Below are 22521 nucleotides of genomic sequence, written 5' to 3'. Positions count from 1 at the left end.
CCCATGAAACTTTCAACGCTCACTTCTACTTTGGCTCTGCTCATCGGCAGCACAGCTCTTGCTGATGGGAACCATGCCATTCATCAGGATGGCGCGATCATATCTTCTGCTGACGCCAGTAAAGTCGCGGATTTTGACATTCTGGCCGCGCACGCGCACCGCAATGGAAACACGGTCACTTTCCACATGACCACGAATGGATCGGCTGGTGTCTCGGTTCCGGCGGCAACCGGAGAGGTCGGTGGTTCAGACGTCTGGTCATATGTCTGGCCTACGTCTTTGGACCCTTCGGCCGTTGGGTTCGAAGGCGGCACAGGCATCCTTGCAATGGCCGCAACCAGTCATCCAGATTTTGATGACACACCGCTTTTTGACGAAAACGGCGACGGAGACCCGGCCAATGACGGCATCGAATGGCACAGCCACTGGGTAGTGTTGACTCCGACCGAAGCGTGCGGACCCGACGCGCTTGCCGTACGTGACATCCCCGAAGGTTCGTCACCCAAGTTACCTGCGACATGGCCTGGGTTTCCGATCTTTCTGGATAGCCCTGGGTTTACGCCTTTGTTCGACGGCCCTGAAATCTCGGTGAACGCAGGCTTCGCCAGCGACGTCGAACTGGAAGGTGTCGCTTACGATGGCGTCACTTCGGCCTTGCGTGTGAACGCTAATATCCATGCTCCCTTGCTGTGCGTCACAGATGTTTTTGACGTCGCATCTGGCGAACTGAGCCTGCCGGGCAAGATTTACTAACATTCGATCGCCCAGCCGCCGAACCCACGGCGGCTGCCTGCTACTGAGGACAAAGAAAATGCAAGCACCAGAGTTAGACGTCACGGAATGGTTCAACACAGACACGCCCCTAACCCTAGATAACCTAAAAGGACAGGTTGTCGTCATTGAGGCCTTTCAAATGCTTTGCCCAGGATGTGTCCTGCACGGTATTCCCCTGGCGCAGTCGATTCAGAGGACGTTTCCTGAAGAGAAGGTAGCCGTAATTGGCCTGCACACCGTGTTCGAGCATCACAACGCTATGACACCGGTGTCTTTGCAAGCTTTCCTGCAGGAATATCGCATCACGTTCCCTGTCGGCGTGGACAAACAGGGCGCAGGACCGTTGCCAAACACGATGTCTCGCTTTGGCATGCGCGGCACACCAAGCCTTGTCCTTTTAGATCAGGCGGGGCAGATCGTTGCGCATCACCTTGGTCAGGTTTCGGAACTTCAATTGGGGTCCGAGATTGGCAGTCTTCTGACACAGGAGGTCGTGTCGACCAAATGCGGCACCGTCACTGTTGATCAAAGCGAATGCAAACCAGGTAGCTGCAATGTGTGATCGGGCCAAGGTGCCCACATATGGAAATCGTTTTTTCCAAGCGCCATCGCCAAACCGTAGTTTTGTCTTACACGGCGACGAAAAGCCCAAAAACACCAAACAGTGCTCGCTACCCAACAACCCACAGCGTCTGGCAAGTCCTAAAAGATCGGGGGACTTGCCAATTGTTTTTATGCCAGGTCTACACACTCGATGCTCAAACCAAGCGCGCTTGCCACACCGGCACCATAACCAGGATCGGCCTTGAGACAGTTCGATATGTGACGGATCTGAATTTCCTTCCTTGCAGCGCCAATCGCGCGGGCAGTGTTTGCGAACAACACTTTTTGCTGCTCCGGCGTCATCAGGCGGAACAAATCACCGGGTTGCGAGAAATAGTCATCATCCTCGCGGTGGTTCCAGTGATCCGCAGCACCTTCGATGGACAAAGGTGGTTCAGAGAAATCCGGTTGCTCGGACCATTCGCCATGCATATTGGGTTCATAGCCAATCCGAGATCCGGCATTGCCGTCGACCCTCATCGCTCCATCACGATGGTAGGAATGATACGGGCAACGCGGCGCATTCACCGGGATCTGGGAATGGTTGACACCCAACCGATACCGCTGAGTGTCGCCATAGGAAAACAGACGTCCCTGCAACATTTTGTCCGGCGAAAAGCTGATACCAGGTACAATTGTAGAAGGCGCAAAGGCGGCCTGTTCCACTTCGGCAAAGTAGTTCTCGGGGTTGCGGTTCAATTCCAGTTCGCCAACCTCAATCAGCGGATAGTCCCCATGCGGCCAAACCTTGGTCAGATCAAATGGGTTGAGGTGATATGTACCCGCATCCTTCTCTGGCATAACTTGGACGTAGAGCGTCCATTTGGGAAAATCACCGTCTTCGATAGCATCGTAAAGATCACGCTGATGGCTTTCACGGTCACCAGAGATGATTTGCGCGGCTTCTTCGTCGGTAAGGTTTTTGATCCCCTGCTGGGTTTTGAAATGGAATTTGACCCAGAAACGTTCGTTATCCGAGTTGATAAGGCTGAATGTGTGGCTGCCAAAGCCGTGCATGTGCCGGTAGGTTGCGGGAATGCCGCGATCAGACATAACAATCGTCACCTGAAGCAATGCTTCGGGAAGGCTGGTCCAGAAATCCCAGTTGTTATCCGCACTGCGCATGTTGGTCCGCGGATCGCGTTTGACCGCGTGGTTAAGATCGGGAAACTTCAACGGGTCGCGAAGGAAAAACACTGGAGTGTTATTGCCCACCAGATCCCAGTTTCCTTCCTCGGTGTAAAACTTGACTGCAAAGCCGCGAATGTCCCGTTCCGCGTCCGCCGCACCGCGTTCTCCTGCAACGGTCGAAAAGCGCAGGAAGAGATCCGTCATCTTGCCAACATCAGAGAACAATTTGGCGCGTGTATAGCGTGTGATGTCGTGGGTCACTGTGAACGTACCGTAAGCGCCGGACCCTTTGGCATGCATCCGGCGTTCGGGGATCACTTCGCGATCAAAATGAGCCATCTTCTCAAGAAACCAGACATCCTGAAGCAGCGCAGGACCACGCGGCCCCGCCGTCAGAGTGTTTTGGTTGTCGGGCACTGGCGCGCCAAACGCGGTAATCGCCGGATAGCAGTCATTGATCCTGCGCGCTGAGAACGTCCACTTCGAGCCCAAAGTGTTCAGCGTTTTTCAAGGTGAGCTACGATCAATTGCGTAGCCAAAATGCAATAGATTTGGCCCCAATTAGAGTACCGTGCTAGCGTCTGAGAAACGCCGATAAAAAAGGATAGACAATGTCTGCGACACTTTATGATCGTCTGGGAGGGACGGATGGTATTCGGCGAATAGTTGACACGCTGGTGGACAATCACTCCAAAAACCCAGTTGTCTCTGCTCGATTTGCAGGAAGTGATATGAAGCACCTCAAGCAAATGGCGGGGGACTTCTTTATTACTGGTTCTGGTGGACCTGAGATCTATGCAGGCAAGGATATGGCTAGCGCGCATCGGCACATGAACATCAGTGGAGACGAGTTTGTCGCAGTATTGGATGACGCCGTGAACGCACTAAAGGCAAACGACGTTGGTCAACAGGAGCAAGAGGAAGTCTTGTACATTCTATATAACCTCAAAGGGCAAGTCGTTGGGATTTGAGTATTGCGTGAACGGAGTGCACACAGAAAAGTGAAAATTCGGTCATTAGATTATTTTTGGGTGGAGCAGGTATCGCTCGGGTCTTGTTGAACGTCCACTGATGGTACCAATTGACAGTGAGGCAGAGAGCTTTTTCTTGGTCTTATTCTTGCTGTCGTACTGCGTATGATCGCGTTGGGAAAAAAGCGGTGTGCTATATGGTAAAACTATCTGCAGGAACTTTCTTCCTTGCTGTGGCAGTTTCAGCCACTATCGGTGCGGCAGCCACAGCGGTGGAGTGTAGCAACGCCGGAGGGTTAACCGAAATGATAAATGCAGAAGCGGTATGTTCTTTTCCCGGCAGAACTTGTCCAAGTGAATGGAAAACATATCAGTCGCTCAGACAATGGCACCCCAAAACTTGTGGGGGTTCGCAATGCACGGGCAAAGATGAATGCACCACGAAGCAGGGTTGGTCAACGAAACCACCAATGTGTGTCTATGAGAGCGGTAGAAATTCTGAAGGCGATTGCACCAAGAGAAACAAATGCGAGGCGGACCAAGTTGTTCGAGTAGCCTGCACCAAATGAGTTTGAGGTGTTGTTCCAGCGACTCCAAGAAACCTTGAAAAAATTCATTCGTGCATTTACGGCAGCCCAGATGTTCGCCTTGGGCAAGAGTTGCAAGAGTCAAAAACTTGGCTTCGGGCAAACACTGACGGCAGCAAAGTCCGCACTGCGGTCATCACCGGACAGAGTCTTGAATGGCGCGCTACTGCAACCACCGTGTGGAACGTCACTGATATTTGACCCAATCGACGGCCAAAACCTCATTAAATCGGTCAATCACGTCATTCAATTATGACCCACACGTCAAGCATTTGTGACCCCAAAAGAATTGCGGCCGCTTGACCAGAACAAGGAAAGGTTTTGTCTTTATGGATGGGTTATAAACAAAACCTCCCTTAGTGTCCTCAGCACCAAGGGCGGCATGGCGTGACTTTTGACAACAGTGGAAAACACCCAAGTTTGGCAGTTAGACAAATCTGTTCACATAATTCTCTATTATTTCCTGGCGTCCAGATTGCGGCTCTGGGTTTATTCCTTCATTTAAAACGCGCGCGGAAATTTCATCCAGGCTACTGCTTAACATGGACTCCGCTTTGGGAGACTTCCAACCGGAATACCGTTGCGAAAGCACGTTTTCCAAGCCTCCATCTTCAATCATTGCAGCTGCTGCTTTCAAACCCCGTGCGCATATGTCCATTCCGCCGATATGAGCCGCCACCAGATCGACAGCGTCAATCGATTGCCGGCGAATTTTGGCGTCGAAATTTGTGCCGCCGGTGTTAAAACCACCAGCCTTCAGGATGTAATAGTAAGCTAGGGCAACTTCCGGTGTATTGTTCGGAAACTGGTCTGTATCCCATCCAGATTGGTAGTCGTTGCGGTTCATATCAATCGAACCCAGCATCCCTTCAGCAGTCGCAACCGCAATTTCATGCTCAAAGCTATGCCCGGCAAGGATCGCGTGGCCCTGCTCGAGATTCAGCTTCACATCGTTCTCCAAACCGTACTTCCTGAGAAATCCGATGCAAGTAGCTACATCATAGTCGTACTGATGCTTGGAAGGCTCCTGAGGTTTCGGCTCCACCAGAATGGTGCCTTTGAACCCGATCTTGTGTTTGTACTCTACGACCATGTTCAGAAAACGGCCCATGTGGTCCAATTCAGTTTTCAGGTCCGTGTTCAGAAGAGTTTCGTAGCCCTCACGACCACCCCACAGAACATAGTTTTCACCGCCTAATTTGTGAGTTGCATCCATGCAGGATTTCACTGTCGCTGCAGCGAACGCAAAAACGTCGGGATCAGGATTGGTACTGGCGCCAGACATCCAGCGACGATGACTGAACATATTGGCCGTACCCCAAAGCAGTTTGTTGCCAGAAACTTGCATCTTTTCACCGATATAGTCGGTGATTTCTTCCAATGTGCGCAAGTTATCGGCGAAATTTCCCTGTTCGGGCCGGATATCAGCGTCGTGCCAGCAAAAGAATGGCTGCCCCAAAAGCTCAAACAATTCGAATGCAATATCTGCCTTCTGGCGGGCCCGGCCCATATCGTCCTGAGGATACCATGGGCGTTCGAACGTAGGTCCACCAAAGGGGTCTCCGCCCTCCCACGCGAATGAATGCCACCAGGCCACAGCAAACCGCAGATGGTCCTCCATGCGCTTTCCTATGACAATCTCGTCCGGATTATAATGGTGGAATGCCAGCGGGTTGTCGCTGTCCGCGCCTTCAAACCGGATCTTTTCGATCCCTTCAAAAAATCCACTTGGCATTTCTGCCCCCTACTCTGCTTTTTGTGCTGGCTGTTTGCCGAGAATGATCATCGACAAAAGATCGTCGTCAGTGACGTCTGCGATATCGACCGTCCCGACCAATTTCCCGTTCTTCATGACCGAGGCGCGGTCACACAGCTCCATAACGGCATGCACATCGTGATCGATCAGAAATATCCCGATGCCTTGTGCCTTCAGTTGGTGAATCAGATCCGCCACCATCTGCGTTTCATGTGGCCCAAGTGCCGCTGTCGGCTCGTCCATGATCAGAATGCGTGCGTTGAAGTAGACAGCCCGAGCGATCGCCACTGATTGCCTTTGCCCACCCGACAAGGCGGAGACCGGATCATTGAACTTCTGAAAGTTCGGATTGAGCTGCGCCATTATCTTTCGGCATTCGGCCTCCATGGCTGCGTCGTTGACCAACCCGAACGGCGTCGTCATCTCGCGCCCCAGGAAAAGGTTCGAAGTCGCGTCCAAATTGTCGGCCAATGCGAGCGTCTGATAGATCGTTTCGATGTTATTCGCCCGCGCATCACGGGGATTGTCAATCTCGACCGACTTGCCATCAATCAGAATCTCGCCGTGGTCCATCTGATAGGCGCCGGACAATACCTTTATCAACGTGGACTTTCCGGCCCCGTTATGGCCTAGCAAACCGACGACTTCACCCGGATAGAGATCGACTGAAACATGGTCGACGGCCTTGATCCCACCGAAGGAAATCGAGATGTCGCGCATCTCGACCAATGGCGGTGCGCCTGAACCGCGCCCAGTGCCGGAAAGTCTTTTCTGAGTATCCTGAGCTTGCATCACTTGGCCCCCAGTCGCTTACGGTAAACGATATCGATATAGACGGCCAACACGAGGACGCTGCCGACGACTATGTTCTGAAACGGTGCGTCTACGCCAACCATTGCCATGCCCGATTGCAGCGCCTGCATGATCAATGCGCCAAGGATCGCGCCGTATATGGTGCCGATGCCACCAGACAATGCGGTTCCTCCGATCACTGCAGCGGCAATAACCCGTAGTTCGTCGAGCGTACCAATGTCGTTCGAATGGTTTGCCAGACGGGCCGAGGCGACCACGGCGGATACGGCGCACAGGAAACCCATCAGCGCAAAAATCTTCACAGTCAGCAGCCGAGTGTTGATGCCCGAAAGCTCTGCCGCATCCGGGTTGCCGCCAGTAGCAAAGATGTATCGGCCGAACTTGGTTTTCCGCGCCACAATTGTCAGCGTGACGGCCACGATGATTAGGATGAGTACAGAAATCGGTATGCCGTATCCGACGACCAGCCCCTCTGGCATTGTCTCTCCGCGCGCTTCGAACATGCGTTGCAGCCGGCGCGTCGGAATGGCGTAACTGTTTACGATGTAAACGTACCCAAGGATGGCAATTGCGATTATCCCGGCCAGAGTGGCCTCGGCCCAAACAGGTTTCACAGGGAAGCCATGTGCCGCTTTTGCGCGTCGGCCACTCCACAAAGCCCAGATGGCAACCGCAGTAGCGAAAAGCCCAAACAGCCAGCTTGTCGTCGTTCCCAACGTACCGTTGGTCCCGCCAAACATCAGGAATGTACTATCCAGAGGACCAATCGTCTGGCCGCTGGTCAAATACCACGCCACGTTTCGCCAAACCAGAAATCCACCAAGCGTGACAATGAAGGCCGGTATCGTCAGGTAGCCAACCATCCAGCCATGAAACGCACCAATCAGCGTGCCGACAAACAGCCCGACTACAATGGTGATCGCCCAAGTTGCAGGATTGTTCAATCCCATCCCAAGTATTTGCGGCAAAAGCTCGGTTTGCGTCATTGCCATTACGGCTGAGGTTGTTGCCAGCAGCGCTCCTACCGACAAGTCGATGTGGCGAGTGACGATAATGAACACCATTCCGCACGCCATAATGGCCACTGAAACCGTCTGGATGGAGAGATTGAACAGGTTCCGAGGCGTCAAGAACCGTCCGTCCGTGAAGATGTTGAACCCGATACACAGGATGACAAACGCGCCGATCATTCCCAAAAGTCGCATGTCCAGTTCCAGTTGCTGGAACAGGCTGGGTTTCGCTTTTTCAGGTATCGGCTGAGACGAAGTTTCGGTCATTTCCGATCTTTCATATTCAGCATTTGCCCCAGGCCCAGACTAAGAGGCCCAGGGCTGAGTGGTTTAGTTACAAGGGGCAGGTCCGTTTTCAACGCCTTGGCAAAGATCTTCCAGCGGGATCCATCCGGCATCAACAACCACGGACAAGTTGTCCTTAGTTATTGGAACAGGCGCCAGGAAAACCGAGTTCATCTCGGTCCCACCCGGTGATGTCCAGCTAACTGCGCCTTCGACATCAGCAGGGCTTGTACCACCGCTCAATGTGACAGCGATTTCGCCAGCGGCCTTTCCGAGTTCGCGAGCATCCTTCCAAACCGAAACCGTCTGCGTACCCAGTGCGACACGGTTCAATGCTGCGTGGTCGCCGTCCTGACCGGAAACCGGAATGCCTTCCATGCCCTGTGCGGTCAGCGCAGCAACAACACCGCCTGCAGTACCGTCATTCGACGCAACGACTGCATCCACGTTGTTCTCGTTCGCGGTCAGGATTTGTTCCATGTTCCGCTGCGCGTTCGCCGGTAACCAGCCATCCGTATAAGCCTCACCAACGATTACTATGTCACCGCTGTCAACAGCTGCGCCGATGATCTCTTGCTGACCACCCCGCAGGAAGTCCGCATTTGGATCCGTGGGAGAGCCTTTGATCATGACATAATTGCCTTTCGGCATGGCCTCAAATACAGCGCGGGCCTGCATTCTGCCGACTTCGACATTGTCGAAGGTCAGATAAAATGCTCGGTCGTCTTCGATCAGGCGGTCATAGGCAATCACAGGGATACCTTCGTCCGCCGCAGCCTGAACCGCTGGCCCGATGGCCTGCGCGTCCTGCGCCAGAATGATCAGCGCGTCCACGCCTTGGGCGATCAGGCTTTCAATGTCCGACAGCTGCTTTGCCGACGATGATTGCGCGTCTGCCGAAATGTACTCGGCACCGCCAGCTTCAAGTGCCGATTTTATGGCCGCCTCATCCGTTTTCCAACGTTCTTCCTGAAAGTTCGACCAGCTTACGCCGACCACTGGCTCTGCGAATGCGGTCGAAGCCAACAAAGTGGCCACAGCCGAAAAGCTGAGAATTCTTTTCATGATTTCCTCCCATTTGCCGAGCCATCGCATTTCGATTCGCGGCTCTCACAAATTTCAATACCATATTTATTTCAGTCGGTAAAATATTTACTCTACAAGAGGCAGTCAAATTCAAATAGATTGGACCAACAGCAAGATTCGCGAGGACAAAATGCTGAAAAGCAAAGCCTCTCCGGTTTCTTTGGAACAAAGAAATACGACCCGCATACGGGTATTGGAGCACATCAGAGCCAAGGGGTCCGTCTCGCGGATCGATATTGCATCCGCCTTGCAAACCAGCCCTGCGACCGTCACCGCAGCCACGGCTGATCTCATCTCGGCCGGGTTGGTCAAAGAGACTGAAAGCCAGGCACAGTCCAAGTCGGGAAAGAGAGGCAGACCCAGAGTATTGCTGCAATTGGACGGCCAGATGCACCTTGTGGCCGGTCTAAAGGTGGCTCGGCAAGTGATCTCAGTTATCTTGGTCGACTTTGAAGGTAACGAAGTCGCATCCCATAAGTATGCTCTGGACCACGCCAGAATGTTGCCGCAAGAATTTGTATCGGCGATCCGCGAAGCACTTGAAGAAACCTGCAGTCAGATCGACCGTTCCGTCGCACATTTGGCAGGTGTTTCTATCGGGGTGGCCGGACTGGTCGACGCAAACAGGAATTTTGTCCACTGGTCTTCTTCAATTACCGAGAGAAATATTGACTTCAGCCACCTGCTTTCAAATAAACTGCCCTGCCCCGCATTCGTTGACAACGATGCCAATCTTGTCGCCAAGGCCGAACAGCTTTTTGGCTTGGGCAAGGGTTTAGAGAACTTCCTCGTCGTTACGATCGAACACGGTGTTGGCCTTGGCATCGTATTGGACGGCAAACTATACCGTGGAGAACGAGGCTGTGGCGCTGAGTTTGGGCACACCAAAGTTCAGCTTGACGGGGCCCTTTGCCAATGCGGTCAACGCGGGTGTCTTGAAGCCTATGTGGGTGACTATGCTCTGCTCCGTGAGATGACAGTCACCGGTCATACCAACGACATGGACTCCGTTTCCGAAATACATGACCGCGCCAACTCAGGCGACGACAGAGCTTCGTCGGTGCTTGCCCGCGCAGGTCAGATGTTTGGCCTCGGAATTTCCAACCTGATCAACTTGTTTGACCCAGAGTGCATTATCGTCTCGGGGGCACAAATGAGCTTTGAACATTTGTGTTCCAGCGAAGTTATGACCCGCATTCGGAACGGCGTTGTGAATGTCGATGCACCTTTGCCCCAGATCAAAGTTCATCACTGGGGCGACATGATGTGGGCCAAAGGGGCAGCAGCCTATGGAATTGAGCAAGTCTCGATTCTAAAGGTCAAGGAGCTGACGTCGAATGCGCCTTGAGTTTGCGATAATTGCGGCTTTGGCCACAGTTGCGAATGCGGGCGCTGATACTCCTGAATTTAAAAAGATGGATGTGCCAAGACACGTCTATGATGGCGGGTGGGAGCATTTTGTCGGCGGTGGTGCGGCCGTTTTCGATTGCAATGGGGACTCGCTGCCAGAACTCTTTTTGGCTGGCGGTTCCAACCGGTCTCAACTGTTCATCAATACCTCGAAGGAACAGATAGCATTTCAGGCAAAGACGCCTGAAGATCTTTCGCTGGCCGGTGTGTCCGGCACCTACCCTCTTGATGTTGATAGCGACGGCGTAATGGATCTGGCGATTTTGCGTGTTGGCCCAGACCTGCTTCTTCGGGGCCATCACGACTGCCAATTCAGCCCTTTCACTGAACTCGGGTTTCAGTCCGAGGATCACTGGACCACAGGGTTCTCGGCAACATGGGAAAGCGGGCAAACGTTACCGACCTTGGCGTTTGGCACCTATGTTGATCGGTTTGATCCCGAAGGTCCTTTTGAATCCTGCGGACCAACCCTTTTGTACCGCCCAGAAGGCGACTTGTATCACGAGCCACTGCATCTTGAGCCCGGCTACTGCTCACTTTCTATTTTGTTTTCGGACTGGGCTCGAACTGGCCGCGCTGATCTTCGCATCAGCAATGACCGTCACTACTATGTTCGCGGCGGTCACGAGCAGTTATGGGCGATGGAGCCTGAGCCTCGGCAATACTCGGAAGACGAAGGCTGGCTTCCATTTTCGATCTGGGGAATGGGGATCGCCTCTCGCGACCTTACAGGAGATGGATTTCCCGAAGTTTATCTGACTTCGATGGGTGACCAGAAACTCCAGATTTTTGACCCAGTGACAAACGGACCGACCTGGCGCGATGCAACTTACGATAAGGGTACGACCGCTCATAGACCGCATATCGGTGGAGACGGAAGGCCATCCACCGGGTGGCACGCACAGTTTGGCGACGTCAACAACGACGGCCGGGACGATATATTCGTGGCCAAGGGAAACGTAGAACAGATGCCCGATGCGGCTCTGAACGATCCCAATAACCTACTACTACAGAACTCCGACGGTCAGTTTATTGAAGCTGCAGCAGATGCCGGTGCTGCTTCGATGGCTAAGTCTCGTGGCGCGGCGCTTGCTGACCTGAACAACGATGGGAAGCTGGATCTGGTGGTCGTCAACCGAGGTTCTGAGCTCGAAGTCAGTCAGAACACTTCACCAGGTGGAGATTGGCTCTTGCTGGATGTCGCTCAGGATCAATCCAATCGCGCAGCAATTGGTGGATTTATTGAGGTTATAACTTCGCAAGGCGGTCAGACCCGCGAACTTACAGTCGGCGGCGGCCACGCAGGTGGTATCGCCGGTTTTCATCATTTTGGACTTGGGAAGGAAGACAAGGCGAAGGTTCGAATGATCTGGCCGGATGGAGCGAAAAGCGAGTGGCGGGAATACCCCTCCAACCAAATCATCCGAATTCGACGCTGATTACTTGTCGACCGGCAGCCCGCTTGGAACTTGGTCAGGTACACCTAGTCGCTGCGCCGGATCCTCAAGACTTTTAAGAAAACTGAGAAGAGCGTCAATTTCCTGATCCGTCAGGCTTACTTTCGACAAGCTGTTGCTTTTGGCAATCGCACCCAAGTTCTGATTATCCAACATTGCTCTTTGGTCGTCAGAGCCGGGGAAGTCCGGCAAGGTGGCCATCTCGATCGAGTAGTTTCGCAAGGACGCTACCGGGTCCAGATGGTGGCGCACAATATCTTCAAGGTCGGCATAAGCTCCGTTATGTCCGTACGGAGCAGTTAGGGTCACGTTGCGCAAAGATGGCGTGCGGAAAGCAAACGCGTCGTCGGGATCACCGGTCACGCGAAGACGCCCGTCGTCCCTGACATGGTTTTCAAATCGCGCTGCCTTTCCCGGGCCGATCTGCGGCATTGCAATCGAATGAAACTTGTGATCGGTCTGGAACCAGCCCGAGTGGCAGTTGCTGCAACCAGCTTTTCCATAAAACAAGCCCATCCCAATCTCGGCTTCTTCTGAAAGCGCGGCCTCACCTCGCATCGCGCGATCGAACGGGCTGTTATCCGCACGCCACTCGAATGCGATAAAGTCCGCGATTACATTGGCAATTGCCGTGAACGTAATTCCATCATCCGGCGCTAAGTCCTCAAACCTCTGCTCGTACTCTGGAATGGCCGCAACACGTTCTGCAATCAGATCCCACGCACCGCCTTGCTGTGTTAGAAATCCGAGGCGAACCGCTTTGCTCACGTCATTCTCAGAATAGTGACCCGCCATTTCGTCTGGCGACAAAACCGGGAACATGGCCTGTGCGGCCAGCGCTGAATTGAAACCAGACCGCATATGAGTACCCAACGGGGTTCTGATACCATCAGGTTGCGTTGAGTCTGCCTCTAGTCGCCCATCGTGGAAAAACGTCGTGAACTCAGTGGCTCCGAGGTTCCAAAGCCCTGGTGAGTTTCGAGGAATACGTTGTTCCGGGGTGTTCTCTGGGTCCAATGTCCGCTCTGGACCCAACCCAATTCCCCCTTCCCCGATACCAAGGGAAACACCGTCGGACGTGCCAAGCCTGGGATGATGACAGGTCGCGCAGCTGATATTCTTGTTGCCAGACAAGATCGGGTCATAAAACAGCAAACGCCCCAGCTCAGCACTTGCAAAGTCGGGTTCGAGGAACTCCGGCAAAGGACCAAGCGATTGGGCACCCGCGCCACCCACCACAGAGATTGCTAATCCGAAAGCCAAGAATAGCGAAACTGCTCTCATGTCATTCCTCAGAAACTTCTAGATTAAGTTCCTGCCGGTACGGATTCTCCGGAGTATAGATGATTGAAGGAAACGACGAGGTATTCGGTGCGTTGGGATAACCCGATGGCTCGAAACACACTCCATGCGAAGCGCGACGCGGTTTTGTCATCTCATAGCCCGAATAGACCTGTGCTCCGGGTTGGTCTGAGTAGACGGTCAACGCAAGGCCAGAGAGTGAAGTGATTTCCGCCACCAGAGTTTTTGGGTCGCGATCATGATCAAAACAGAAATAGTGATCGATCCCTTCCGAAACACTGCCAATCGTATTGGCCGTTGAAAAATCCAACCCGTTTTCGTTGGTCGCAAGCACTCTGCCCGACGGAACACCCTGATCGTCGATTTCCAGATACCAATTTGAAGCGAGTTTCAGCTTATGCTCGTCTATGCCTCCTGCAGCACCCAAAGTGTAGTAGTTATGCTGCGCAATGCTAATCGGCGTCGGCCGATCAGGCTGTGCAGATATTGAATAGACCAAGCGTTGACCCTGTAGGCAGATCCTGACCTCGAAGCTGATCTCCCCTGGAAAGCCGCCCTCCCCGTCGCGAGAAACATAGCTCAGAAAGACTTCATTCTGTGCAATCTGTTTGAGGTCCCAAAACTGCTTAGACAGCCCATCGTCGCCGCCATGTAGGGTGTTTTTTCCCTCGTTGGCGTTCAGTTCAAAACTAGCGCCCTCCAAGTCAAACTTCGCGCCGCTGATCCGGTTGGCAACACGCCCTACAATTGCGCCTAGGTAACGCGTATCGGTGAGATACGCAGTTGGATCGTCAAACCCAAGGATGAGCGGCACGTCCTTGTACCACCAACCCTGCGTGATCGCCCCATAGTTCAAAACCGAAACGCGCATATTCCCATCGGTAAGAATAGCTGTTTCAATCTGATAGGGCTTACCCGTTTCTAGCTTCATCTTAATGCCAGCGGCGCAAGCGCCTGATAGAATTGCCTATATCTCCGGTATTCGTTTTCGTAGGCATCAATCAGGTCGCCTCGTGGTTCAATGCGTTCCCGAATTTCCGGCGGCGTCATAACTTGCGCCGGTTCAGCGCCGTTGACAGCACATATCGCGAGTCGCGCAGCGCCCAAAGCGGCACCGAATTCGCTGCCTTTTGGCATTTCCAGTGGAACTTGCAAAACAGTAGCTAAGGTTTCCAGCCAGAACTGAGATCGTGCACCTCCCCCTACTGCCATAAGGCTATTTGGCTGGGTTCCGGTGCTCTTCAGTGCTTCCAGGCAATCTCTCATTCCAAAAGAAACACCCTCCATTACAGACTGGGTCAACTCAGCGGGCTCCGACGAGATGTCCACACCCAAAAACGCGCCACGAATATGGCTATTGTTATGCGGCGTCCGTTCTCCTGACAGATATGGCAGGAACGTGATCGCAGAAGGTCCGTTCAATTTTCCCGGCATAGATGCAGCGAGTCTTTCCACAGGTTCACCCAAATTGCGAGAAAGCCAATTCATGCTGTTCGTTGCTGACAACATGACGCCCATTTGTATCCATCGATCCGGGACTGCGTGGCAAAAGCAGTGCACGGCGGTTTCCGGATCCGGAGCATAGGCTTCCCGCGCAACGAGCAACACACCAGACGTCCCAAGAGAGACAAACCCGGTGCCGTCGTTGATGCTCCCTATACCGCAGGCAGCGGCAGCATTGTCGCCGGCACCACCAGCCACGACAACCGGATTCGAAAGCCCCCAATCCTGTCTCAAACGGACCTTCAACTCTCCACCCCGATCACTGCCCTCAACCAAGCTCGGCATCTGCTCGGTGCGCATGTGACCTATGGCTAGTGCCTTTTCTGACCACTGCCGAGTGTCAACGTCCAGCCAGGATGTTCCTGCGCTGTCTGACATGTCCGAAACATATTCGCCAGTCAGCCAAAACCGCAAATAATCTTTCGGCAGCAATACCTTGCCCACCTTTGAGAATACATCCGGCTCATTCGCGCGCAACCATTCGAGTTTCGGCGCCGTAAACCCCGGGAATACGATGTTTCCCGATATTGCGCGCATCTCTGGTGTTTGATCTAGTGTCCGCGCTTCGTCGGCTGACCGAGTATCATTCCAAAGAATACAGGGCCTCAATATTTCGCCATCAGGATCCAGTAGTGTAGCGCCGTGCATGTGTCCGCTTAGGCCAATACCTCGCAATTTTGAGAACGCTTGCCGGTTGCCGACGCGAAGCTTCCCAACAACCTCTTCGCAAGCGTTGGTCCAATCCAAAGGATCCTGCTCAGACCAACTAGGCTTGGGTGTCGAAGTGGAAATGCTGACTTCGGCATCACCGACAACGTGTCCTGTGTCATCTACCAGAATCCCGCGGAGACCTGACGTTCCCAAATCCAAGCCCAGATACATTGAGCACCACCTGTCTAAATATTTTAATGGCTAAAATTTATTGAAACAGGGATCTTGTCAAGGCTCCGTAAAAGGAGTGCCCTCCAATCGTATCTGGATCAGAAAACACGAACGCGACGTCCTTCGATACCCTGGACAGCCAAAAGAAAGACTGAGCAAGAGTTGGGTAAAATCGTCTGACCGAACATGGCGCAAACCTCTTAGAAAAGCCTCTTTGGCAAGAGGCAAGGTCTAAGCGAGTATTTCTCCAGTTTGACCGACAGCTAGCGTTCCACCATTAATCACTTCGACATAGACGCCCATATCCATATGGCCCATCAATTTCCGAATAAGGTAGGGTATTTTCAAGTCGCGCTCGGCCGTTTTCGGGTTCACTTCAGTTGCTGCACACCTTTTCGTACGCGAGAGTATCTTCAACTCGACATCGCCAAATCTTAAAACTGATCCAACTGCATCCAGCTCAGTAAACGAAGGTAATCCGTCTATCTCAATATTCGCTCGGAAGCGCGCCGGGTGGATTTCTGCGTTCAGTTGTTCGCCCAACTTTTTCACAGAGGGTAGATTCAAAACGGAAATCGCGTTCATCATTTGCGGTGATACAACAGATACATCTGTAAACCTATGAGGAGTGGAAGAGACAAACTTTGGCAGCTCAGGATCTTTTAAATCGATCTCCGAAGAAAGGAACTCTGCTGCCTTCTCCCGATCTTCAGACGCTCGCATATCAAAGCGTCGTATCTTTCCGTTCGCATTGATCTCAAGTGCCTGGGACTTAATTTCAAAATCGGTCTGAATGCCTGCCAGTGCAGCCTCATTCAACAAAACGACAAAACGATCTTTCGGCAGTGGCGTTGGGTTCTGCATGTCGAAACCGGAGTTGTAGCGAGCAAATCCGAACAGGCGATCGCCCGGAATGCCATCTCCTGCTCGCAGCGTCACAGTGCGCATAGGCTCGGAACTCAAGCCTTTTATAGGGTAGCGGTTCAATCGGACGATGGAGAGATTGCTCATACGTCTGCACCTGACCAAAAAGAGTTATGCACGGTCCCGAACTGTCCGCACTGTTTGACGCTATCTCGAATTCTCAAAGGTATCGACCAAATAATAATTGAGCGCTTCACAAGCGGGTTAGCTGAACCTGTTGGCTGCATGACGGCTGCGCCCATTTAAGTCGATATGACCATTCGATACCTCGCTGCCGAAAATACATTCGCCTCAAAGTCAATGAGTAATTTCTTTATGATTCAATAACTAAGAGAAAAAACTGGCTATCTCTTCCGATTTCTTGAGGTACGAACCTCAAAAATATCTGGACTTGAGGTGCGTACCTCAAATAGCCTTGGATGTATGCCGCGATTCGCACATCCTCGATTGACGGCGCAAAAAGGGAGGAATGGATGACTTACACAAAACTGGCCTCGACCAGCGCAATAGTCCTTGCCGCTACTACTCTTTCTACCAAGGCAAATGCTGAAGATCTGACGCTCTGTTGGGCTGCATGGGACCCGGCCAACGCGCTTGTTGAGCTATCAAAAGAATTTGAAGCAGAATCCGGCCACACCATGAACTTCGAATTTGTTCCTTGGCCAAATTTTGCGGACCGGATGCTGAACGAGCTGAATTCTGGGGGTAAGCTCTGCGACCTACTGATCGGTGACAGCCAATGGATTGGCGGTGGCGCTGAGAATGGTCATTATGTCCAGCTGAACGAGTTCTTTGATGCTGAAGGCATCAGCATGGACGATTTCGCGCCGGCCACTGTTTACGCTTACTCGACCTGGCCTAAGGGCACACCAAATTACTACGCGCTGCCTGCGATGGGCGATGCAAACGGCTGGTTCTATCGCAAGGACTGGTTCGAAAACCCCGAAATCCAAGCCGCATACAAAGAAGCAACTGGTCAGGACCTTCGTGAACCTCAGTCTCAGAAAGAATTGCTGCAGATTGCGCAGTTCTTCCAAGGTCGTGAAATCGACGGCAAGACAGTCTATGGCGCCGCAATTTTTACCGAGCGCGGCTCGGAAGGGATCACCATGGGTGTGACCGGAGCGCTGTATCCTTGGGGCTTCAAATATGAAAACACCCCGGGCTCATATGACATGGAAGGCGCGGTAAACTCTCCCGAAGCGGTTGAGGCACTGGAATTCTACAAGGAGTTCTACAAAACGGCGACGCCTCCGGGATATACCAACTCTTACATGGGTGAGAGCTTGGACGCCTTTAAGTCCGGTCAGGTCGCCATGGCTATGAACTGGTTTGCGTTCTTCCCTGGTCTTTATGCCGACCCCAATACTGGCGGTGACAAGATCGACTTCTTCGTGAACCCACCACAAAATCAGGCAGGTTCGACACTGGGCGGACAAGGTATTTCTGTCGTCAGCTACTCTGACAAACAGGACGCCGCACTTGAGTACATTAAGTGGTTTGCACAGCCGGAAGTTCAGGCCAAATGGTGGGAGCTCGGCGGCTACTCGGCGCATAACTCCGTACTGGAAGATCCTGGTTTCGTAGACAGCCAACCGTTTGCCGGCGACTTCCTTGAAGCAATGGGCGGTGTACAGGATTTCTGGCAAGAGCCTGCCTATGCGGAACTGCTGCTGGCAATGCAGAAGCGCATCCACGACTACGTGGTTGCCGACCAAGGTACAGCTCAAGAAGCGCTTGATCTTCTAATCGAAGATTGGACGGAAGTCTTTGAAGACGAAGGCAAGCTGTAGTCCGACGCAGACAGGAGCGGGTGCAAACCCGCTCCACCTTCACCCGTGAGTCCTAAACCAACAAGAACTGGCAAAGAGATGTCTGACAGGACAATAGATCGCGTTGCGCAGGCAACGCCCGAGCGAGTTGCGCGAAAAATCCGAGGATTATCCGACCGCGCGATCGCCTGGATTTTCATCTCCCCAACGATCTTTCTTTTGCTGGCGATCAACATCTTTCCGTTGATCTGGACCATCCAATTGAGCTTTACCAACTACAAGGCCAACCGGATCGGGCGTGAAGTCAAAGATGTCGGCCTCAGGAATTACGAGCGTATCCTGACGGACTCGGACACCTGGCTAAATATGCAGGCGACGGCGCATTTCCTGTTCTGGACGATCTTTTTCCAGGTCCTGATCGGGTTTACTCTGGCGTGGTTGATCAACAAGAAATTCAAGGGCAACGATCTTTGGACCACGATTATCGTGCTGCCAATGATGCTGTCCCCGGCGGTTGTCGGGAACTTCTGGAAGTTCCTGTATCAACCTCAAATCGGACTGTTTAACTACATCGTGTCCTGGTTTACCGGCAAGGACCCGTCGAGCTTTGAAATGCTGGGATCCGTGACGTTGGCTCCGTGGGCGATCGTGATCGTCGACACCTGGATGTGGACCCCCTTCGTGATGCTGATCTGTCTGGCCGGTCTGCGCAGCATTCCCGACTACATCTACGAGGCGGCTGAAATCGACAGGGCCAGCAAGCTGCGACAGTTCTTTACGATTACCATCCCGATGGTGCTACCGTTCCTGATGCTGGCCGTGCTGTTTCGAGGCATAGAGAACTTCAAGATGTTCGACCTGGTTGTTCAGCTAACCGGCGGAGGCCCCGGTTCTGTAACGGAACTCACTTCGATCAACCTGAAACGCGAAGCCTTTGAGAAATGGCGTACGGGCTATGCCTCGGCCTATGCGATCATCCTTTTCGTCACCGTGTTCGGCCTCGCGTCGATCTACGTCAAAGCCCTGAACAAGGTGAAACAGAGATGAGCAGTTTTTCCGTCACCGAACCTTCGAACCGGTCCAAGTGGATCGCAGGCTTCCTGGTAATTACTTATGCGCTGATCACGATGATCCCGCTGGTTTGGATTTTGCTGACTGGCTTCAAGTCCCCGGCCGATGCGATCAGTTACCCACCCAAAGTGGTCTTTGACCCAACACTTGAAGGTTACGTCAACCTGTTCACCACACGAACACGGCAAACGCAGGAATTTCTGGAAGCAAACCCACCGCAGAACTGGGCCGATGAGATCGTGCGCCAATACGACATGGTGATTGTCGGGCCATCCAAGTTCGGGGAACGCTTTATGAATTCGGTGATCATCGGATTTGGCTCAACGTTCTTGAGTATCTTCCTTGGCACGCTGGCCGCGTATGCCTTCAGCAGGTTTAAAGTACCGCTCAAAGACGACCTTCTATTTTTCATCCTCAGCACAAGGATGATGCCCCCGGTCGCCGTCGCCATTCCAATATTCCTGATGTTCAGAAACCTTGGTCTCAGCGACACGCATTTGGGAATGATCCTGCTGTATACGGGCGTGAATATTTCCTTGGCGGTTTGGTTGCTGAAGGGTTTCATCGACGAAATCCCAAGAGAGTACGAAGAGGCCGCCCTCATAGATGGCTACACGAGATTTCAGGCGTTCTACAAAGTGGTGCTGCCGCAAGCCGCAACCGGCATAGCCTCAACAGCTATCTTTTGCCTGATCTTCGCCTGGAATGAGTACGCGTTTGCCGTGCTGCTGACATCCGCGAATGCGCAGACTGCACCACCGTTCATCCCGACCATTATTGGTATTGGGGGCCTGGACTGGCCTGCTGTGGCGGCAGGTGCCACGATCTTCCTGATCCCCGTCATGATTTTCACCATCCTGATGCGCAAACATTTGCTGCGTGGGATCACATTCGGAGCCGTGCGCAAATGAGCGATTTTCTAACCGGATTGATGCGGCTCCGCCGCGGCCCGTGGGAGATGGTCGCAACCATCCTTATCGCACTGGGAGTCTTCATGCTGATGCAACCCTTTGTCCTTTGGGCCTTCACCTATTCCTTCATCGTCACGCTGATCGGAACCGTCATGTTCATCATCGTCAGTCATTTCCCGGAGTAGAAATGGCCCAGATCGTAGTCAAAAACGTAAGAAAGATGTTTGGCGATTTCACGGCTGTCCGCGAAAGCTCGTTCACGATTGAGGACGGTGAGTTTTTCATGCTGCTCGGGCCATCCGGCTGCGGAAAGACGACGACGCTGCGGATGATAGCTGGATTGGAACTTCCAACATCGGGTGAAATCTATCTGGACGGTGAAGAGATCAGCCAGCGGCCACCGTCGGAGCGGGACATTGCCTTCGTGTTCCAAATGTTCGCGCTGTATCCCCACATGAACGTGCGCAAGAATATCAGCTACCCCCTGATATCGCAGGGCATGCCGCGTGCTGCTGTCAAAGCCAAAGTAGAGGAAGTCGCGGGAATTCTGGGGATCAACGACATCCTCGATAGCCCAGTAGGTGGGCTTTCGGGCGGCGATAGACAGCGCGTAGCGCTTGGACGCGCGATTGTTCGCGAACCCAAGGCATTCATGATGGACGAACCTCTTGGTGCCCTGGATGCCGAATTTCGCGAGCACATGGCCGAAGAACTGCGGGCACTTCATGATCGCATGGGCGCGACCACTGTTTACGTGACACATGATCAGTTGGAAGCCATGCAAATGGGCGACAAGATCGTTGTGATGAACAACGCTGTGATCGAGCAATTCGGTACACCCCAGGAAATCTACGACAAACCAGCTACGATGTTCGTTGCGGATTTTATCGGGTCTCCTTCGATGAACTTCCTGCCGTTTGAGGGAAAGGTCGAGCCTGGTTCGGAAATGGTTCGGCTGAATGGCCATGACGAAGCCGTGCCGAGGCTGATGGAAGGGGCGGAAGGTGACTTGGTTTTTGGCGTTCGCCCCGAGCATGTTTTTCTGTCGGATGGGAGCGAATACCGGGCCAGAGTCTTGGCCGCAGAATACTTGGGGACCACCCAAATCGTTACACTGCAAAGCCCGAACGGTGAACTTAAAGCGCGAATTGATGCACGCGAAGTCGTTAATCCCGGCGAGTCAGTGGGGTTACAGTTCCGCTCACCTGCTGTAACCCTTTTTGAAAAATCCACCGGACGCGCGTTGAGGTCCGCTCTGAACGACGAGGTACTAAGCAATGGCTGAAGTCGTGTTGGAGAATATCTCAAAGTCCTTCGGCAATCTTAAAGCGGTGGATGATATCTCGATGACGATCCCCAACGGTGCCTTTGTGGTGTTGTTGGGCCCGACTGGCGCGGGAAAAACAACGACGCTGAGATTGATATCCGGACTCGAGAAACTGGATTCAGGAACTGTGCACATAGCCGGGCGTGACGTTGGAATAGACACTCCCGCTCAGCGCGATGTAGCGATGGTCTTCCAGCAATACTCGCTGTACCCGCATATGACAGTGCGGGAAAACCTGTCCTTCCCTCTGCGGTCGCCGATCCTGAAGACCCCAGAGGACGAGATCACCAGGAAGGTTAATGAGGTCTCGGAGATTCTCCAGATCCCGCACAAACTGGATAACAAAGCCACTGAACTGTCTGGCGGTGAAATGCAGCGCGTTTCAATTGGACGAGCGCTGGTGCGTGATCCCCAAATCTTCCTGATGGATGAACCGCTCAGTTCTTTGGACGCCAAGCTTCGGGCGGATTTGCGGGTCGAGTTGAAAAGGATTCAGGCCGATCTGGGGTCAACCTTGCTCTACGTGACCCATGATCAGGTCGAAGCCATGACAATGGCGACGCATATCGGCGTTTTGGAGAACGGCCGGTTGGTTCAGTACGGAACACCGCGGGACATTTATGAAAACCCGGGCAGTGTTTACGTAGCCAGCCGATTGGGTCTGCCGCGGATAAATATCCTGCCGTCCGGGTTGTTCGAAGGCGATCACAAAGGCCCGCAGATTGGCCTACGCCCGGAAAACATCATTGAAGGCGAAGGCAGTGAAGCGCGTGTCATACGTGCTGAGCATCTGGGGGATCAAACGCGGTTGCACCTGGACTTAAACGATCACCCGGTTGTGACCTTGATTGATGTCCATCAGGATTATCCATCTGGAAAAGTTATAAAAATCCGCCCCCACAACCCTTTGTATTTTGACGCGTCCGGCGCGCGAGTGAATTAAGGA

20 protein-coding genes are annotated in these 22521 nt (G+C 53.0%); 11 read left to right on the top strand and 9 right to left on the bottom strand.

Translation table 11 applies throughout. The annotated features are described in order from the left end of the window. Window positions 1–3: 3 nt before the first annotated feature. A complete protein-coding gene (locus AC2FI7_RS20115) occupies window positions 4–753 on the top strand; it encodes a hypothetical protein (RefSeq protein ID WP_010442377.1) in 750 nt (249 codons plus the stop codon). A 58-nt stretch (window positions 754–811) separates the two neighbouring features. Further along, window positions 812–1336, top strand: a complete 525-nt coding sequence (locus AC2FI7_RS20110; protein WP_496816640.1) for a redoxin domain-containing protein — start codon at window positions 812–814, stop codon at window positions 1334–1336. A 170-nt stretch (window positions 1337–1506) separates the two neighbouring features. Here the strand turns inward: AC2FI7_RS20110 and AC2FI7_RS20105 are convergent, their stop codons facing one another. Then, window positions 1507–2967, bottom strand: a complete 1461-nt coding sequence (locus AC2FI7_RS20105; RefSeq protein WP_496816666.1) for a catalase — start codon at window positions 2965–2967, stop codon at window positions 1507–1509. A gap of 152 nt (window positions 2968–3119) precedes the next feature. On the opposite strand from AC2FI7_RS20105, the gene AC2FI7_RS20100 reads away from it, so the two are divergent. Further along, window positions 3120–3479 carry a group I truncated hemoglobin gene (locus AC2FI7_RS20100; protein ID WP_029622080.1) on the top strand — a complete coding sequence of 120 codons (360 nt, stop codon included), beginning with the start codon at window positions 3120–3122 and terminating at the stop codon, window positions 3477–3479. Window positions 3480–4493: 1014 nt separating this feature from the next. Here AC2FI7_RS20100 and xylA read toward each other — a convergent pair. The 4 genes from xylA to xylF form a co-directional block, all read right to left on the bottom strand. Next, a complete protein-coding gene (xylA, locus tag AC2FI7_RS20095; RefSeq protein ID WP_010442373.1) occupies window positions 4494–5801 on the bottom strand; it encodes a xylose isomerase in 1308 nt (435 codons plus the stop codon). A 9-nt stretch (window positions 5802–5810) separates the two neighbouring features. Next, window positions 5811–6614, bottom strand: coding sequence for an ATP-binding cassette domain-containing protein (locus AC2FI7_RS20090; protein WP_010442372.1), 804 nt, complete (start codon window positions 6612–6614; stop codon window positions 5811–5813). Next, the gene (locus AC2FI7_RS20085) at window positions 6614–7912 is read right to left on the bottom strand and encodes a sugar ABC transporter permease (RefSeq protein WP_010442371.1); all 1299 of its coding nucleotides are present in this window, start codon (window positions 7910–7912) and stop codon (window positions 6614–6616) included. Before AC2FI7_RS20085 ends, AC2FI7_RS20090 begins: the two co-directional genes overlap by 1 nt. A gap of 63 nt (window positions 7913–7975) precedes the next feature. Then, window positions 7976–8995: a D-xylose ABC transporter substrate-binding protein gene (gene xylF, locus AC2FI7_RS20080; protein ID WP_029622078.1), complete on the bottom strand. Its 1020-nt coding sequence runs from the start codon at window positions 8993–8995 to the stop codon at window positions 7976–7978. A 151-nt stretch (window positions 8996–9146) separates the two neighbouring features. Between xylF and AC2FI7_RS20075 the strand changes: the two genes are divergently transcribed. Both AC2FI7_RS20075 and AC2FI7_RS20070 read left to right on the top strand, forming a co-directional pair. Then, window positions 9147–10364 carry an ROK family protein gene (locus AC2FI7_RS20075; RefSeq protein WP_496816637.1) on the top strand — a complete coding sequence of 406 codons (1218 nt, stop codon included), beginning with the start codon at window positions 9147–9149 and terminating at the stop codon, window positions 10362–10364. Continuing rightward, window positions 10354–11865, top strand: a complete 1512-nt coding sequence (locus tag AC2FI7_RS20070; protein WP_496816635.1) for a CRTAC1 family protein — start codon at window positions 10354–10356, stop codon at window positions 11863–11865. The genes AC2FI7_RS20075 and AC2FI7_RS20070 overlap by 11 nt, the downstream gene beginning before the upstream one ends. Here the strand turns inward: AC2FI7_RS20070 and AC2FI7_RS20065 are convergent, their stop codons facing one another. From AC2FI7_RS20065 to AC2FI7_RS20050, 4 genes are all read right to left on the bottom strand, one after another. Continuing rightward, the gene (locus AC2FI7_RS20065; RefSeq protein WP_496816633.1) at window positions 11866–13167 is read right to left on the bottom strand and encodes a cytochrome-c peroxidase; all 1302 of its coding nucleotides are present in this window, start codon (window positions 13165–13167) and stop codon (window positions 11866–11868) included. 1 nt (window position 13168) lies between these two features. After that, window positions 13169–14116 (bottom strand): aldose epimerase family protein, encoded by a 948-nt coding sequence (locus AC2FI7_RS20060; RefSeq protein ID WP_010442366.1) that lies wholly within the window; start codon window positions 14114–14116, stop codon window positions 13169–13171. Next, entirely contained in the window at window positions 14113–15570 is a 1458-nt protein-coding gene (xylB, locus tag AC2FI7_RS20055) for a xylulokinase (RefSeq protein ID WP_010442365.1), read from the bottom strand. The genes AC2FI7_RS20060 and xylB overlap by 4 nt, the downstream gene beginning before the upstream one ends. A 231-nt stretch (window positions 15571–15801) precedes the next feature. Next, window positions 15802–16581 (bottom strand): MOSC domain-containing protein, encoded by a 780-nt coding sequence (locus tag AC2FI7_RS20050; RefSeq protein WP_037321646.1) that lies wholly within the window; start codon window positions 16579–16581, stop codon window positions 15802–15804. Between the two features lie 386 nt (window positions 16582–16967). On the opposite strand from AC2FI7_RS20050, the gene AC2FI7_RS20045 reads away from it, so the two are divergent. The 6 genes from AC2FI7_RS20045 to AC2FI7_RS20020 all read left to right on the top strand — a co-directional run bounded on the left by AC2FI7_RS20045 (window position 16968) and on the right by AC2FI7_RS20020 (window position 22518). After that, window positions 16968–18287: an ABC transporter substrate-binding protein gene (locus AC2FI7_RS20045; protein WP_029622076.1), complete on the top strand. Its 1320-nt coding sequence runs from the start codon at window positions 16968–16970 to the stop codon at window positions 18285–18287. A 78-nt stretch (window positions 18288–18365) separates the two neighbouring features. Then, window positions 18366–19313: a carbohydrate ABC transporter permease gene (locus AC2FI7_RS20040; RefSeq protein WP_010442362.1), complete on the top strand. Its 948-nt coding sequence runs from the start codon at window positions 18366–18368 to the stop codon at window positions 19311–19313. Then, window positions 19310–20248, top strand: coding sequence for a carbohydrate ABC transporter permease (locus tag AC2FI7_RS20035; protein ID WP_010442361.1), 939 nt, complete (start codon window positions 19310–19312; stop codon window positions 20246–20248). Before AC2FI7_RS20040 ends, AC2FI7_RS20035 begins: the two co-directional genes overlap by 4 nt. Then, a complete protein-coding gene (locus AC2FI7_RS20030; RefSeq protein WP_010442360.1) occupies window positions 20245–20433 on the top strand; it encodes a hypothetical protein in 189 nt (62 codons plus the stop codon). Before AC2FI7_RS20035 ends, AC2FI7_RS20030 begins: the two co-directional genes overlap by 4 nt. Before the next feature lie 2 nt (window positions 20434–20435). Next, complete coding sequence (locus tag AC2FI7_RS20025) at window positions 20436–21533, top strand: ABC transporter ATP-binding protein (RefSeq protein ID WP_010442359.1); 1098 nt, start codon at window positions 20436–20438, stop codon at window positions 21531–21533. Then, window positions 21526–22518 carry an ABC transporter ATP-binding protein gene (locus tag AC2FI7_RS20020; RefSeq protein WP_010442358.1) on the top strand — a complete coding sequence of 331 codons (993 nt, stop codon included), beginning with the start codon at window positions 21526–21528 and terminating at the stop codon, window positions 22516–22518. Before AC2FI7_RS20025 ends, AC2FI7_RS20020 begins: the two co-directional genes overlap by 8 nt. The last annotated feature ends 3 nt before the right edge of the window (window positions 22519–22521 follow it).

The organism is Ruegeria sp. YTSA064 (assembly GCF_059610325.1).
Note: the sequence above shows the minus strand (reverse complement) of the source record. Positions and strands in the feature narration are given on the sequence as shown.

Bases quoted from the DNA above. Each gene is read 5' to 3' on its own strand.
- AC2FI7_RS20060 (WP_010442366.1), bottom strand. From the start codon at position 14,116: ATGAAGCTAGAAACGGGTAAGCCCTATCAGATTGAAACAGCTATTCTT.
- AC2FI7_RS20115 (WP_010442377.1), top strand. From the start codon at position 4: ATGAAACTTTCAACGCTCACTTCTACTTTGGCTCTGCTCATCGGCAGC.
- AC2FI7_RS20070 (WP_496816635.1), top strand. From the start codon at position 10,354: ATGCGCCTTGAGTTTGCGATAATTGCGGCTTTGGCCACAGTTGCGAAT.
- AC2FI7_RS20035 (WP_010442361.1), top strand. From the start codon at position 19,310: ATGAGCAGTTTTTCCGTCACCGAACCTTCGAACCGGTCCAAGTGGATC.
- AC2FI7_RS20100 (WP_029622080.1), top strand. From the start codon at position 3,120: ATGTCTGCGACACTTTATGATCGTCTGGGAGGGACGGATGGTATTCGG.
- AC2FI7_RS20025 (WP_010442359.1), top strand. From the start codon at position 20,436: ATGGCCCAGATCGTAGTCAAAAACGTAAGAAAGATGTTTGGCGATTTC.
- xylB (WP_010442365.1), bottom strand. From the start codon at position 15,570: ATGTATCTGGGCTTGGATTTGGGAACGTCAGGTCTCCGCGGGATTCTG.
- xylA (WP_010442373.1), bottom strand. From the start codon at position 5,801: ATGCCAAGTGGATTTTTTGAAGGGATCGAAAAGATCCGGTTTGAAGGC.
- AC2FI7_RS20020 (WP_010442358.1), top strand. From the start codon at position 21,526: ATGGCTGAAGTCGTGTTGGAGAATATCTCAAAGTCCTTCGGCAATCTT.
- AC2FI7_RS20045 (WP_029622076.1), top strand. From the start codon at position 16,968: ATGACTTACACAAAACTGGCCTCGACCAGCGCAATAGTCCTTGCCGCT.
- AC2FI7_RS20030 (WP_010442360.1), top strand. From the start codon at position 20,245: ATGAGCGATTTTCTAACCGGATTGATGCGGCTCCGCCGCGGCCCGTGG.
- AC2FI7_RS20065 (WP_496816633.1), bottom strand. From the start codon at position 13,167: ATGAGAGCAGTTTCGCTATTCTTGGCTTTCGGATTAGCAATCTCTGTG.
- AC2FI7_RS20075 (WP_496816637.1), top strand. From the start codon at position 9,147: ATGCTGAAAAGCAAAGCCTCTCCGGTTTCTTTGGAACAAAGAAATACG.
- AC2FI7_RS20110 (WP_496816640.1), top strand. From the start codon at position 812: ATGCAAGCACCAGAGTTAGACGTCACGGAATGGTTCAACACAGACACG.
- xylF (WP_029622078.1), bottom strand. From the start codon at position 8,995: ATGAAAAGAATTCTCAGCTTTTCGGCTGTGGCCACTTTGTTGGCTTCG.
- AC2FI7_RS20050 (WP_037321646.1), bottom strand. From the start codon at position 16,581: ATGAGCAATCTCTCCATCGTCCGATTGAACCGCTACCCTATAAAAGGC.
- AC2FI7_RS20085 (WP_010442371.1), bottom strand. From the start codon at position 7,912: ATGACCGAAACTTCGTCTCAGCCGATACCTGAAAAAGCGAAACCCAGC.
- AC2FI7_RS20090 (WP_010442372.1), bottom strand. From the start codon at position 6,614: ATGCAAGCTCAGGATACTCAGAAAAGACTTTCCGGCACTGGGCGCGGT.
- AC2FI7_RS20040 (WP_010442362.1), top strand. From the start codon at position 18,366: ATGTCTGACAGGACAATAGATCGCGTTGCGCAGGCAACGCCCGAGCGA.